General features: G+C 71.9%; 13 protein-coding genes. 10 read left to right on the forward strand and 3 right to left on the reverse strand.

The features are described 5' to 3' along the window. The first annotated feature begins 16 nt into the window (after positions 1–16). From OTB16_RS00445 to OTB16_RS00460, 4 genes are all read left to right on the forward strand, one after another. Complete coding sequence (locus tag OTB16_RS00445) at positions 17–706, forward strand: glycerophosphodiester phosphodiesterase (RefSeq protein WP_267717549.1); 690 nt, start codon at positions 17–19, stop codon at positions 704–706. Next, a complete protein-coding gene (locus tag OTB16_RS00450) occupies positions 703–1,875 on the forward strand; it encodes a sensor histidine kinase (protein ID WP_420717586.1) in 1,173 nt (390 codons plus the stop codon). Before OTB16_RS00445 ends, OTB16_RS00450 begins: the two co-directional genes overlap by 4 nt. Next, positions 1,872–2,603, forward strand: coding sequence for a response regulator (locus tag OTB16_RS00455; RefSeq protein ID WP_267717550.1), 732 nt, complete (start codon positions 1,872–1,874; stop codon positions 2,601–2,603). Before OTB16_RS00450 ends, OTB16_RS00455 begins: the two co-directional genes overlap by 4 nt. 147 nt (positions 2,604–2,750) lie before the next feature. Beyond that, complete coding sequence (locus tag OTB16_RS00460; protein ID WP_267717551.1) at positions 2,751–3,956, forward strand: serine hydrolase domain-containing protein; 1,206 nt, start codon at positions 2,751–2,753, stop codon at positions 3,954–3,956. A gap of 22 nt (positions 3,957–3,978) precedes the next feature. On the opposite strand, the gene OTB16_RS00465 is transcribed toward OTB16_RS00460, so the two are convergent. From OTB16_RS00465 to OTB16_RS00475, 3 genes are all read right to left on the reverse strand, one after another. After that, entirely contained in the window at positions 3,979–4,461 is a 483-nt protein-coding gene (locus OTB16_RS00465) for a hypothetical protein (RefSeq protein ID WP_267717552.1), read from the reverse strand. A 76-nt stretch (positions 4,462–4,537) separates the two neighbouring features. Continuing rightward, positions 4,538–5,716, reverse strand: a complete 1,179-nt coding sequence (locus OTB16_RS00470; RefSeq protein ID WP_267717553.1) for an ABC transporter substrate-binding protein — start codon at positions 5,714–5,716, stop codon at positions 4,538–4,540. A gap of 92 nt (positions 5,717–5,808) precedes the next feature. Beyond that, entirely contained in the window at positions 5,809–7,248 is a 1,440-nt protein-coding gene (locus OTB16_RS00475; RefSeq protein WP_267717554.1) for a gamma-aminobutyraldehyde dehydrogenase, read from the reverse strand. Between the two features lie 169 nt (positions 7,249–7,417). Here OTB16_RS00475 and OTB16_RS00480 point away from each other — a divergent pair, with 169 nt between their 5' ends. The 6 genes from OTB16_RS00480 (at position 7,418) to OTB16_RS00505 (ending at position 13,431) form a co-directional block, all read left to right on the forward strand. Next, positions 7,418–7,921 carry an Lrp/AsnC family transcriptional regulator gene (locus OTB16_RS00480; RefSeq protein WP_267717555.1) on the forward strand — a complete coding sequence of 168 codons (504 nt, stop codon included), beginning with the start codon at positions 7,418–7,420 and terminating at the stop codon, positions 7,919–7,921. Further along, on the forward strand, positions 7,906–9,285 hold the full coding sequence (locus tag OTB16_RS00485; RefSeq protein ID WP_267717557.1) for an aspartate aminotransferase family protein: 1,380 nt from the start codon (positions 7,906–7,908) through the stop codon (positions 9,283–9,285). The genes OTB16_RS00480 and OTB16_RS00485 overlap by 16 nt, the downstream gene beginning before the upstream one ends. A 203-nt stretch (positions 9,286–9,488) precedes the next feature. Beyond that, complete coding sequence (locus tag OTB16_RS00490; protein WP_267717559.1) at positions 9,489–10,271, forward strand: ABC transporter ATP-binding protein; 783 nt, start codon at positions 9,489–9,491, stop codon at positions 10,269–10,271. Next, the gene (locus tag OTB16_RS00495; RefSeq protein ID WP_267717560.1) at positions 10,253–11,326 is read left to right on the forward strand and encodes a hypothetical protein; all 1,074 of its coding nucleotides are present in this window, start codon (positions 10,253–10,255) and stop codon (positions 11,324–11,326) included. The genes OTB16_RS00490 and OTB16_RS00495 overlap by 19 nt, the downstream gene beginning before the upstream one ends. Positions 11,327–11,352: 26 nt before the next feature. Further along, positions 11,353–12,444 carry an LOG family protein gene (locus OTB16_RS00500; protein ID WP_267717561.1) on the forward strand — a complete coding sequence of 364 codons (1,092 nt, stop codon included), beginning with the start codon at positions 11,353–11,355 and terminating at the stop codon, positions 12,442–12,444. A gap of 81 nt (positions 12,445–12,525) precedes the next feature. After that, positions 12,526–13,431, forward strand: a complete 906-nt coding sequence (locus OTB16_RS00505) for a DMT family protein (RefSeq protein WP_267717562.1) — start codon at positions 12,526–12,528, stop codon at positions 13,429–13,431. Positions 13,432–13,489: the final 58 nt, after the last annotated feature.

Here is a 13,489-nt window from a genome sequence, read left to right on the forward strand (position 1 = left end):
CCCCGAGAATGGGGCCATGCGCACCCTGACTGCCGTAGGCCACCGCGGCGATCCCTACCGTGTCCGTGAGAACACCCTTCCGTCGATCCGCTCCGCCTTCGCCCGCGGGGCGGACGCGGTCGAGATCGACGTACGGCTGACCCGCGACGGGGTGCCGGTCCTGCTCCACGACGAGGCGCTCCAGCGGCTGTGGGGCCGTGACGTGCGGCTCGACGCCGTCACGGCCCCACAGCTCCGGGAGCTCGCGGGGGGCGGGATCCCGACCCTGCGCGAGGCGCTGATGGCGGCGGGCGCGGGCCGGGTGATGATCGACCTGCCCGGCGCCTCCACGGAGGCGGTACGGACCGTCGTGGACCTGGTCCGCGAGTGCGGGGCGCGGGACCGGACGTACTACTGCGCGGGGCCGAACAGCATGCTGGCGGTGCGCGCCGCCGACCCGGGCGCGGAGATCGCGCTGACCTGGACCACGCTGTCGCCGCCGCGGCGGGTGCTGACCGACGCCGTGCGCCCGCGTTGGCTCAACTACCGGTTCGGGCTGGTGAGCCGGGAGCTGTGCGACGCGCTGCACCGGGACGGGCTGCTGGTGTCGGCCTGGACGGCGGACACGAAGCGGACGATGCGCTCCCTCCTCGCCGCCGGGGTGGACTCGGTGACCACGAACCGGGTGGACGCGCTGGCGGACGTGCGCGCCGAGTTCGGTCGGTGATACCCCGGCTCGCCGAGCGCCTGCGGCACGCGGGTCCCCGGTGGCGGGACCTCGGCCTCACCCTGCTCGTGCAGCTGGCCTCCACCATGCCCTTCGTCCTGCCCGAGCAGCCCGGCGGATCTCCGAAGAGCTGGCCCGCGTACGCGGTGACCCTGGCCGGCGCGCTGCCGCTGATCTGGCGGCGGCGCGCCCCGGTGACGGTGCTGGCGGCCATCGTCGGCGCCGGGTTCTTCTACAGCCTGGCGATGGACGGCCCGGGCCAGCCCCTGCCGTACGGGCCGCTGATCGCCTTCTACACGGTGGCCGTGCTGTGCCCGCCGCGGACCCGGGCGGTGGTCGGCGCGGTGCTCGTGGCCGCCTCGTTCCCGGCGGTGCGTTGGAACACCGGATCGGCGCGGGAGCTGCTCTTCACGCTGTTCATCGGCGGTGCGGCGTACGCGCTGGGACGGCTGCAGTACACCCGGCAGGCGTACACGGCGGCGGTGGAGGACCGGGCGGAGCAGCTGGAGCGGGCGAACCGGATCGAGGCGGAGCAGGCGGCGGCCCGCGAACGGGCCCGGATCGCACGGGAGATGCACGACATCCTCTCGCACGCGGTCAGCATCATGATCGTGCAGGCGGAGGCCGGGCCGGTGGCGGTGCGCGGGGCGCCGGCGCGGGCCGAGGCCGCCTTCGACGCGATCGCCGAAACGGGGCGCGACGCTATGGCCCAGCTGCGGACGATGCTGGGGGTGCTGCGCACGGACGAGGCGGCGCCGCGCGCGCCACAGCCCGGGATCGCCGCGCTGCCGGCGCTGTTGGAACGGGTACGGGGCAGCGGACCGCGGGTCGTGTACGAGCGGACGGGCGCGGTGCGCGGGCTGCCGGCCGCGCTGGAGGCGACGGTGCACCGGGTGGTGCAGGAGGCGCTGACGAACGTGGTGAAGCACGCCGTGGCCTCGCAGGTGGAGGTGCGGCTGGAGTACGGGGCGCGGACGCTCACGGTCTCGGTGGCGGACGACGGACGCGGGCCCCGCCCGGGGCCGGGCGGCGGCGGGCACGGCCTGATCGGGATCCGGGAGCGGGCGGCGGCGCACGGCGGGACGGCGGAGGCCGGGCCGGGGCCGGGCGGCCGCGGCTTCGTGGTGCGGGTGGTCCTTGTAACGTCGCGGCTGGAGGTGGGGAGTTGACGATCCGTGTGGTGGTGGCCGACGACCAGGAGCTGGTGCGCAGCGGGTTCGCGATGATCCTGGACGCGCAGCCGGACATCGAGGTCGTGGCGGAGGTGGGGGACGGCGCCGCGGCCGTCGCCGCGGTGGTGCGGCTGGCCCCGGACGTGGCGCTGCTGGACATCCGGATGCCGGTGCTGGACGGGATCGAGGCGTGCCGGGCGATCACTGCGGGCGGCGGCTGCCGGACGGTGATGCTGACGACCTTCGATTCGGACGCGTACGTGTACGAGGCGCTGCACGCCGGGGCGAGCGGCTTCCTGCTGAAGGACGTGCGGCGGGACGATCTGGTGCACGCGGTGCGGGTGGTGACGGCCGGCGACTCCCTGCTGGCACCGTCGGTCGCGCGGAGGCTGATCGAGGAGTACACGGCGGCGACGGGACGTCCGGCGCCGTCGCCGGACCGCCTGGAGACGCTGGAGGTACTGACGGCGCGGGAGCGCGAGACCCTGCTGCACCTCGGGCGCGGGCTGTCGAACGCGGAGATCGCGGTGGCGCTGGTGGTGAGCGAGCACACGGTGAAGTCGCACGTGGGGAACGTGCTGGCGAAGCTGGGGCTGCGGGACCGGATCCAGGCGGTGATCTGCGCGTACGAGACGGGTCTCATCGCGGCGGGGGCCACGGCTGCGGCTGCGGCCGGGGGCCGCTCCGGGGTCTCTCCCTCCAAGGTTTCTCCCTCTGGGGGGTGAGGGGCGGCGTGTCGGCTCCCTCTGGCCGGTGAGTAGTCGTACCGGAGAAGACCCCTCTGCGGGGTGATCCGCGACTACCCCTGTGACCAGGAGCATTGAGGTCGTCGGGGCGAGAGGGCCCCGCGGATCTCACAGGGGGAGCCCACCATGAACGCCCGTACGCGCACACTGATCGCCGCCGCTCTGGTCCTGGGCGTCGCGTCCGGCCAGGCCGCGGCCCACGCCGCTCCGGCCCCGGCGGGGACTGCCGCCGCGGCGTCCTCCGCCTGCCCCGGGCGGACGATTGCGGCGCCGCCCGACGCGGCGGCGCTGGCGCGGGCGATCGCCGGTCTGGGCCCGGAGCACGGGGACGCCACCGCCGCGCTGGTCCGCGTGAGCGGCACGTGCGGGAGCTGGCGGGGCAGTTCGGGGGTCGCGGACATCCGCACCGGGCGCAAGGCCTTGGAGCAGGGCCGGTTCCGCGCTGGGTCGGTGACCAAGACCTTCACCGCGGCGGTCGTGCTCCAACTGGCCGCCGAGGGAGGGGTGGACCTGGACCGCCCGGTGCAGGAGTACCTGCCGGGACTGCTGTCGCCGGCCTTCAGGCCCGTCACCGTACGGCAGTTGCTGAACCACACGAGCGGAATCCGCCCCGCCGACGGCCCGGGCGACACCTTCGCCGATGCCTACGCGCACCGGTTCGGCCTCGACGACCCCCGCGCCCTGATCGCCAACGCGGTCGCCAAGGGGCCCGAGTTCGACCCGGGGACGCGGCAGCACTACCTCAACATCGACTACACGGTCCTGGGGGTGCTGATCGAGAAGGTGACGGGGACCTCGTACGAGCGGGCCGTGACCAGCCGGATACTCAAGCCGCTCGGCCTGCGCGACACCTCGCTGCCGGCCCGTACGCAGATCCGCGTACCGGGCCCGCACAACCGCGGCTACCAGGAGGTGCCGACAGCGGGTGGGGGCACCCGTCTGGTCGACGTGACCGAGTGGGGCTCCTCCCGGGAGTGGGCCGCCGGGGACCTCATATCGACCACGGCCGACCTGGAGCGCTTCACCCTGGCGCTGTTCGGCGGCCGGGTCGTGCCCGCCGCCCAGCTGGAGGAGATGTTCACGGTGCCCGGGGTGACGGACTTCGTCACCGGGGCCGCGGCGGACCAGACGGCCGGTTTGAAGCGGTTCGCGCTGCCCGGCGGCACGGTGGCCTGGGGCAAGACGGGCGGTCGCTACGGCTACAACACCGTGATCGGCGGGACCCGGGACCTGTCCCGGACCCTGGTGTACTCGGTGAACTCCACCGATGCCAAGGGGCGGGAGATGAACCCGGTGGCCCTCGGCATCGTGATGGCGGCCTTCGCCGGATAGCCGCCGCGGCGGGTGGCGCCGGTCAGGCGGCCGCGCGCGGGGTGACCGGCACGGCCTCCAGCCGCTTGATCGCGCGGCGCAGGATCAGGAGGGGGATCACGCCGAAGACGCCGAAGGAGATGTCGATGAGCGACCAGAGGAAGGGGATGCCGCGGATAGGGCCGCAGATCAGGGCCAGCGGGACGATGCCGGCACAGGCGATCATGCCGGCCTCGACGATCCATATGTTGCGGACGGGGTCGCGGTAGACCCCGTAGAAGAAGACGGCGATGACGAGGTGGGCGAAGGCGAGCCAGTCGGTGCCGTAGAGCAGGAAGGGGTACTCGGCGTCGGCCCGGTCCAGTCCGTCGCCCACCCGTCGCAGCCACGCGTTGTCCACCAGGGAGTTCCCGAGGCGGAGCTCGCTGACGAGGGGGAAGGCGGTGAGTCCGCTGAGGACGAGACACACGAGGAACAGCAACAGCCAGGCACGGATACGCCGCTGAAGGGCGCTTCTCTCGCTCATGGAAGGTAGCCTACCCACATTTCTGAACACGTTCAGCACAATCCCTGAACATGTTCAGTTCCGCACCGCCCGCCGCTCAGAGCCCGACGATCGCGTTCCAGCGCTTGGCGAGGGACCGGCGCTCGGTGGAGGAGATGTCCCGGGCTACGACGAGGCGCTTGCGCATCTCGTCGTCGGGGAAGATCAGCGGGTTCTCGGCCAGGGCGGCGGTCTCCTCGTCCTCCGAGCCGGCCAGGACCTCGCGGGCTGCCGGAACCGGGCAGACGTAGTTGACGGAGGCGGCCAGCTCCGCGGCCACCTCCGGGGAGTAGTAGTAGTCGATCAGGGCCTCGGCGTTCGCCTTGTGCCGGGCCAGGTTGGGGACGAGCAGGCTCTCCGCCCACAGTTCGGCCCCCTCCTCGGGGACCACGAACTCGATGTCGGGGTTGTCGGCCTGGAGCTGGATGGCGTCGCCGGAGTAGGCCTGGCAGGCGAGCACGTCGCCCTTGCTGAGGTCGGAGGTGTAGTCGTTGCCGGTGAAGCGGCGGATGTGCCTCTTCTTGACCATGCTCTCGACCTGGTCGCACATCCGGTGGAAGTCGGTCTCGGTCCAGGCGGTGACGTCCACCCCGTTGCCCTGCATCAGCAGGGCGAAGGACTCGTCGAGGCCGGAGAAGAGGGTGACCTTCCCCGCCAGGTCGGGCTGCCACAGGTCCTTGACGGACTTGATCTCCCGGCCCAGGGCCTTGCGGTTGTAGGCGATGCCGGTGATCCCCGACTGCCAGGGGACCGTGTGCAGCCGGCCGTCGTCGAAGGCGGGGGAACGCAGCTGCGGGTCGAGGTGCCGGGCCACGTTGGGCTGGGCCGAGCGGTCCATCTTCTGGGCCCAGCCCAGGTGGACGAAGCGGGCGGCCATCCAGTCGCTGACCACGGCCAGGTCGTGGCCGGTGTCCTGGCGGTTCATGAGGGCCGGGCTGATCTTGCCGAAGAACTCGTCGTTGTCGTTGATCTCCTCGGTGTACCGGACCTCGATGCCGGACTGCTCCGAGAAGGCCTCCAGGGTCGGACGGCGCGTCTCGTCCTCTTCGTCGGTGTCGATGTAGAGCGGCCAGTTGGAGAAGGCCACGCTCTGGTCCGGCTCGGACCGGTCGGGGCCCTGCCGCCGGCCCTCGGGGACGTAGGCGGCGGGCACACCGCAACCGGCGACTGCGGCCAGCAGACCCGTGGCACCGAGGCCGCGCAGCGCCGCGCGACGGGAGAAGGCGAGTTCAGGCATGGGCACAGCCTCGGGGAACGCGAGGGGGCGGACAATAGACATGGTGTCTACTGCCCGCCCCATCAACGCCGTGCTGTGACCGATGCGGCCGGTCAGGCGTCGAGCGAGGTCATCACGTGCTTGATGCGCGTGTAGTCCTCGAAGCCGTAGGCGGAGAGGTCCTTGCCGTAGCCGGACTTCTTGAAGCCGCCGTGAGGCATCTCGGCGACGAGCGGGATGTGGGTGTTGATCCACACGCAGCCGAAGTCGAGGTTCTTGGACATCCGCATCGCGCGGCCGTGGTCCTTGGTCCACACGGAGGAGGCGAGGGCGAACTCGACGCCGTTCGCGTACTCCACGGCCTGCGCCTCGTCGGTGAAGGACTGGACGGTGATGACGGGTCCGAATACCTCGTGCTGGATGATCTCGTCGTCCTGCTTGAGGCCGGAGACCACGGTCGGGGCGTAGAAGTAGCCCTTCTCGCCGACCTGGTGACCGCCCGCCTCGACCTTGGCGTGGGCGGGGAGGCGCTCGATGAAGCCCGCGACCTGCTTCAGCTGGTTCGGGTTGTTCAGCGCGCCGTACAGCACGTCCTCGTCGTCCGGCTGGCCCGTCTTGGTGTCGGCGGCCGCCTTGGCGAGCGCGGTCACGAACTCGTCGTGGATCGACTCGTGCACGAGCACGCGACAGGCGGCGGTACAGTCCTGGCCCGCGTTGAAGTAGCCCGCGACCGCGATGTCCTCGACGGCCTTGGCGATGTCGGCGTCCGCGAAGACCACCGCGGGGGCCTTGCCGCCCAGCTCCAGGTGGACGCGCTTGACGTCCTTCGAGGCGCTCTCGGCGACCTGCATGCCCGCGCGCACGGAACCGGTGATGGAGGCCATCGCCGGGGTGCGGTGCTCCACCATGGCCCGGCCGGTCTCGCGGTCGCCGCAGACGACGTTGAACACGCCCTTGGGCAGCACCGAGTCGATGATCTCCGCCATCAGGACGGTGGAGGCCGGGGTGGTGTCCGAGGGCTTGAGGACCACGGTGTTGCCCGCGGCGATGGCCGGGGCGAACTTCCACACGGCCATCATCATCGGGTAGTTCCACGGCGCGACCTGGGCGCAGACGCCGACCGGCTCGCGGCGGATGATCGAGGTCATCCCCTCCATGTACTCGCCGGCCGAGCGGCCCTCGAGCAGGCGGGCGGCGCCGGCGAAGAAGCGGATCTGGTCCACCATCGGCGGCAGCTCCTCGCTGGCCGTGAGGCCCAGCGGCTTGCCGGTGTTCTCCGACTCGGCGGCGACGAGCTCGTCCGCGCGCGCCTCGAAGGCGTCCGCGATCTTCAGCAGCGCCTTCTGCCGCTCCGACGGGGTGGTGTCGCGCCAGCCCGGGAAGGCGGCCGCGGCGGCGGCCATGGCCGCGTCGACGTCGGCCTGGCCCGAGAGCGGGGCGGTGGCGTACGCCTCGCCGGTGGCGGGGTTGACCACCTCGGTGGTCCGGCCGTCGGCGGCGTCCTTGAACTCCCCGCCGATGTAGTTGCGCAGACGACGCAGTTCGGTGGTCACTACAGCCACACTCCTGATCACATGTCCAACGATTGAGACGAATCCCAAGCCTAGCTCTTCGGCGGAAGCTTTCGACAGGCCCGGATGCCACGAACTACGAAATCAGTGAGATCCGAGTCGTCAAACAACGGATTTCATCGATTCCGCCTTGCGGAACAGACGACTCCTCGTGCACAGTGAGGTCGTGGTCAGTCGAAGCGCAGATTCCAGGAACAGACAACCGTCCCCTTCGGTCGATGCTGTGTCCCTGGCGATCATCGAGCAACTGCAGGAGGACGGTCGCCGTCCCTACGCAGCGATCGGCAAGGCCGTCGGCCTGTCGGAAGCGGCTGTGCGCCAGCGCGTGCAGAAGCTGCTCGACCAGGGCGTCATGCAGATCGTCGCCGTCACCGACCCGCTCACCGTGGGGCTCAGGCGCCAGGCGATGGTCGGGATCAACGTCGAGGGAGACCTCGACCCCGTGGCCGACGCCCTGGCGGCGATGGCCGAGTGCGAGTACGTGGTGATGACCGCGGGATCGTTCGACCTGATGGTGGAGATCGTCTGCGAGGACGACGACCACCTGCTCGAGACGATCAACAAGAAGATCCGCGCGCTCCCCGGCGTGCGATCAACCGAAAGCTTCGTTTACCTGAAGCTGAAGAAGCAGACCTACATGTGGGGAACCCGATAACCGTGAGCCAGGACCTCTCCAAGACCGCGTACGACCACCTGTGGATGCACTTCACCCGCATGTCGTCCTACGAGAACGCACCCGTCCCCACCATCGTCCGCGGTGAGGGCACGTACATCTGGGACGACAAGGGCAAGCGCTACCTCGACGGTCTCGCCGGACTGTTCGTGGTCAACGCCGGTCACGGCCGCAAGGAACTGGCCGAGGTCGCCTACAAGCAGGCCCAGGAACTCGCGTTCTTCCCCATCTGGTCGTACGCGCACCCCAAGGCCGTGGAGCTCGCCGAGCGCCTCGCCCACTACGCCCCGGGCGACCTGAACAAGGTCTTCTTCACCACCGGTGGCGGCGAGGCCGTCGAGACCGCGTGGAAGCTCGCGAAGCAGTACTTCAAGCTTCAGGGCAAGCACACCAAGTACAAGGTCATCTCGCGTGCGGTCGCCTACCACGGCACCCCGCAGGGCGCCCTGTCCATCACGGGCCTCCCGGCCCTGAAGGCCCCCTTCGAGCCGCTGGTCCCCGGCGCGCACAAGGTGGTCAACACCAACATCTACCGCGCCCCGATCTACGGCGACGACCCCGAGGCCTACGGCCGCTGGTGCGCCGACCAGATCGAGCAGGAGATCCTCTTCGAGGGCGCCGACACCGTCGCGGCCGTCTTCCTGGAGCCGGTGCAGAACGCCGGCGGCTGCTTCCCGCCGCCGCCCGGGTACTTCCAGCGGGTCCGCGAGATCTGCGACGAGTACGACGTGCTGCTCGTCTCCGACGAGACGATCTGCGCCTTCGGCCGCCTCGGCACCATGTTCGCCTGCGACAAGTTCGACTACGTCCCGGACATGATCACCTGTGCCAAGGGCATGACCTCGGGCTACTCCCCGATCGGCGCCTGCATCATCTCGGACCGCCTCGCGGAGCCGTTCTACAAGGGTGACAACACCTTCCTGCACGGCTACACCTTCGGCGGCCACCCGGTCTCCTCGGCGGTCGCGCTGGCCAACCTCGACATCTTCGACAAGGAAGGCCTCAACCAGCACGTGCTGGACAACGAGGACGCCTTCTTCTCGACGCTGAAGAAGCTGCACGACCTGCCGATCGTCGGCGACGTCCGCGGCAACGGCTACTTCTACGGCATCGAGCTCGTCAAGGACAAGAGCACCAAGGAGTCCTTCACGGATGAGGAGACGGAGCGCGTGCTCTACGGCTTCCTCTCCAAGGCGCTCTTCGAGAACGGCCTGTACTGCCGGGCCGACGACCGCGGTGACCCGGTCATCCAGCTGGCCCCGCCGCTGATCGCGGACCAGGGCACCTTCGACGAGATCGAAGGCATCCTGCGCTCGGTACTCACCGAGGCCTGGACCAAGCTCTAAAACGTCCGGCCACACGGCCCGGATCCCTCCGTTCGAGTGAGAACGAAGGGGTCCGGGCCGTGTGCTGTCCGCCGACAAGACGTTCATCTCTTTACATCTCTTTACGGCGCCAGTGACCGATCGGCCTCCGGCTTCGTTCCCCCGTCCGGGGGAGCCGGGCTGGTCCAGTCCCGATCCGCAGTCGAACCGAAGAGGTGTACGCCATGGTGGCCCCACCGGACAACGATGTGCTCTGGGCACGCTCCCTGCACTACTCCCACAGCGGCTCCCCCGGCCTCATCGGCGTCTCCGTCGGAGTCCGCCAGGGCGAGATCCTGGCCGTCACCGGCCCCCGCGGCAGCGGCAAGACCACGCTGCTGCGCTGCCTCTCCGGGCAGCTGCCGCCCGAGCAGGGCGAGGTCTGGTTCAACAGCGTCCCCGTGCACACCCTGGGCGACCCGGCCCGCGAGCGGATGCGCCGCGACCGGTTCGGCTGGATCGGGCCCGAGCCCGGGCTGCTGCCCGAGCTGAAGGTGTGGGAGAACGCGGCCCTGCCGCTGCTCCTCGCCGGCGCCTCCCACCGCACCGCCAAACACGCCGCCTGCGCCTGGCTGGAGCGCCTCGACATCGGCGCCTTCGCCCGCAAGCGGCCCTCCGCCCTCACCCGGGCCGAGTGCCAGCGCGTCGCCCTGGCCCGGGCCCTGGTCAACGAGCCCGCGGTGCTGTTCGCCGACGAGCCGACCGCCCCGCTCCACCGTGCCGAGCGGACCCTGCTGCTCCGTACGCTGACCACCGCCGCCCGGTCCCACGAGATCACCGTGGTGCTCGCCACCCACGACGAGGAGACCGCGGCCGCCGCCGACCGCCGCCTCGCCCTCCTCGACGGCCGGTCCGCCGAGGCCGCCGAGGCCGCCGCCGCCCAGGTGACCGAGGCCGCCCCCGACTCCCCCGGCTCCCCCGCCGCCGACACCACGGAGGACCAGGCCGCGTGCTCGCTCTCCGCCTAGCCCGTGGCTCCCGGCCGGTCGTCCAGCTGCGCCGGCTGCTCGTCGCCGCCGCCGCGGCCTGCACCGGGTTCCTGCTGCTGTACGTGCTCGCCGAGGCCCTGGATCGGCCCGCCGGATCGTTCCCCCGGCTGCTGTGGGCGCTGGTCCCGCTGGCCGCCACCGTCCAGCTCGCCGTGGCCGTGGCCCGTACCGACCCGGCGACCCGCCCCCGGGAGGGGCTGGACGCCGCCGGGCTGGGGCCCGTCCGGATCACCCTGGTCGCGACGATCTCCACCGCCGTCTCGTGCACCCTGGGCAGCGCGCTCGCCCTGGCCGTCTTCCTCCACCTGCGCGGGGATCTGGCCGGGCTGCCCTTCGACGGCGCCTGGGCCCGGCTGCTCCACGCGGACCGGCCGCTGCCCGTGGCCGCAGCCCTGACCCTGCTGGCCCTGGTGCCGCTGGCCGCGTCGGCCGCGACCGCCGTCCTGCTGCGCCCGCACACCCCGCTGGCCCCGCAGACCGGGCTGCCCTGGGGCATCACCCTCACCGCGTGCGGGCTCGCCACCCAGGCGTACGCGGGCCGCGGCGGACCCGGGATGCTGGCCGGCTGGTCGCTGACCGCGATCGGGCTCGCCCTCGCGGGGCCCGGTCTGGCCTACGCCTGCGGAACGCTGGTGCAGGCCGTACGCCCCGGTGCGCTGCGGCTGCTCGCCGGCCGGGCGCTCCAGGAGGAGGCCCCGCGGCTGGGGCCGCCGCTGGGCGTGCTGTGCGCGGTCGGCGCGGGCGCCCTCACCGCGCTGGCGCTGCGCGACCGGGGCGGGCTGCTCGTGCCGCTCGGCCCGCTGACCGGGCCGGCCGCGGCTCTGGTCGCCCTGTGCGCCGCCGCGACCCTTCTCACATCGGCCGTGGAGGCACGCCAGTCCCGCGGCCCCGGCCGCGAGGCCCTGCTCGCCCTCGGCGCTCCGGCCAAGGTCCTCCGTACGGCGGCGAGTTTGCGGGCCACGGCCCTCGTGGCCGTCTGCCTGCCGCTCAGCTGGGGTGTGGCGCAGCTGACGTCAATGGCATTGACCCGCTGACGCGGGGAGCCCTTAGTGTGGGCCGAATGGTCAACGCAGACATCGAGATCGAGACGCTCGACGAATTCGACCGGGTCGCCGCCCGGGGCTCGCTGAGCGGCTACCGGATCCAGTCCGTCAACCTGCTGGAGCGGACGTTCGCCCTGCTGGCCGCCGACACCTCGGCGGCCGTGTTCCTGGGCTGCGCGATGGAGCCCGACGCGTCGGCGAAGGTCCGCGCGGACGGGGCCCTGGTCTACCCGCCCGTCCCGGACCTGCCGTTCAACCCCTACCGGGGCCTGCTCTACACGCCGGACGAGCTGTTCGCCGGTCTGCCCTCCGGCTACGAGGCCACCCCGGACGCCCTGGCGTACGAGTGGCTCCAGGAGACCAAGGCGGACGGAGACGTCTTCTCCTCGATGCTGCGCTCGATCCACGACGACGCGGTCTCCGACGCCCTCGACGAGCACCTCGCGGGTGCCCGGGTCGTGGGCGTCATGGGCGGCCACGCCATGTCCCGCGGCGGTACGGACTACCGCGGCGCGGCCGAGCTCGGCCGGACGCTGGCCCGCTCCGGCCTCACGGTGGCCACCGGCGGCGGCCCCGGCGCGATGGAGGCCGCGAACCTGGGCGCGTACCTGGCCCCGGCGCCGGACGAGGCGCTCCCGGAGGCCTTGGAGCTGCTGTCGAAGGCCCCGTCCTTCACCCCGTCGGTGTCCGACTGGGCCGGGGCGGCCTTCGCCGTACGGGACCGCTGGCCCGGCGGCGGCGACTCGGTGGGCATCCCCACCTGGTTCTACGGGCACGAGCCGCCGAACGCGTTCGCCGGGCACGTCGCGAAGTACTTCGCGAACGCCACCCGGGAGGACGGTCTGCTGGCCCGGTCCACCGCGGGCGTGGTCTTCCTGCCGGGCGCCGCGGGCACCGTCCAGGAGGTCTTCGACAACGCCACGCCCAACTACTACTCGTCGCGGGGCGAGCCGACCCCGATGGTCCTGGTCGACCGTGCGCACTGGACCGAGCACCTCCCGGTGTGGCCGCTGCTCCGGGCACTGGCGCGCGGCCGTGCGATGGAGTCCCGGATCGCCCTGGTGGACTCGGTCGACGAGGTCCCGGCGGCGCTCGCGTCAATGCGCTGACCCCGGGAGGCAACTTTTCGGCCCTTTCTCACGTCTGGCATTGGTACAGCCAAACCTGCCAGACGTGAACGGAGCCTTCGGGTGCTCATAGGCCTGCTGACCGCCGTCGCGGCGTCCATCTGCTACGGCACGGGATCCGTCCTGCAAGCCGTCGGATCGCGCCGCGCCGCCCGGATGTCCCCGGCCGCGGCCGGGGTGACCGCGCACGGCGGACCCAATCTGTCGTCCACCGCGAAAGCCGCGATGACCTGGGAGTTCATCGTCGGCACCATCCTGGACTTCGTGGGCTTCGGGCTCGGCGCGCTGGCGGCCCGGATGCTCCCGCTGTTCCTCTCCCAGACGGTGATCAGCGCCAACCTGGTGGTCACCGCCGTCCTGAGCGTGAAGCTGCTCGGCATCCGGCTGACCCGCAAGGAGTGGACGTCGATCGGTGTCGTCTGCGCGGCGCTGGTCCTGCTGGCGACGGCGGCCGGCCACGAGGGCGGCCACCACGCCCCGATGTCCACCCACTGGTGGCTGCTGGGGATCACGCTGGTGCTGATGGTGGGCGGCACGGTCGCCGTGCGCCTCCTCGGAGGCGGGGCCGCGATCCTGGCCGGTCTGCTGTCGGGCCTCGGCTTCGGCGCGCTCGGCGTCGGCGTGCGGATCCTGGACGGGATCGACCCCTTCGACCTGGGCACGCTGCTGTCCGACCCGGCCCTCTACGCGATCCTGGCGGCGGGCTTCGGCGGCATGTACCTGCACACGGTCGCCCTCCAGATCGGCTCGGTGAACGGGGCGACCGCGGCCCTGGTCGTCGGCGAGACGGTCCTGCCGGGCGCGATCGGGGTGCTGTGGCTCGGCGACACCTCCCGGCCGGGCCTGGGCTGGCTGGCCGTCCTCGGCTTCGTCCTGGCGGTGGCCGGCGCGGTGGCGGTCGCCTGGTACGGCAAGCACGAGGGTGCCGAGGAGGAGGCCCAACCCCCGGTCCCGGCGGCGGTCGCGTAGCCGGACCCCCTCGGCCCCCCCCTCACCCGCGCGGCCGCCCCCTGGTGGCGGCCGTGCG

The sequence above is a fragment of the Streptomyces antarcticus genome (assembly GCF_026627255.1).
GTDB classification, from domain to species: Bacteria; Actinomycetota; Actinomycetes; order Streptomycetales; family Streptomycetaceae; genus Streptomyces; species Streptomyces antarcticus.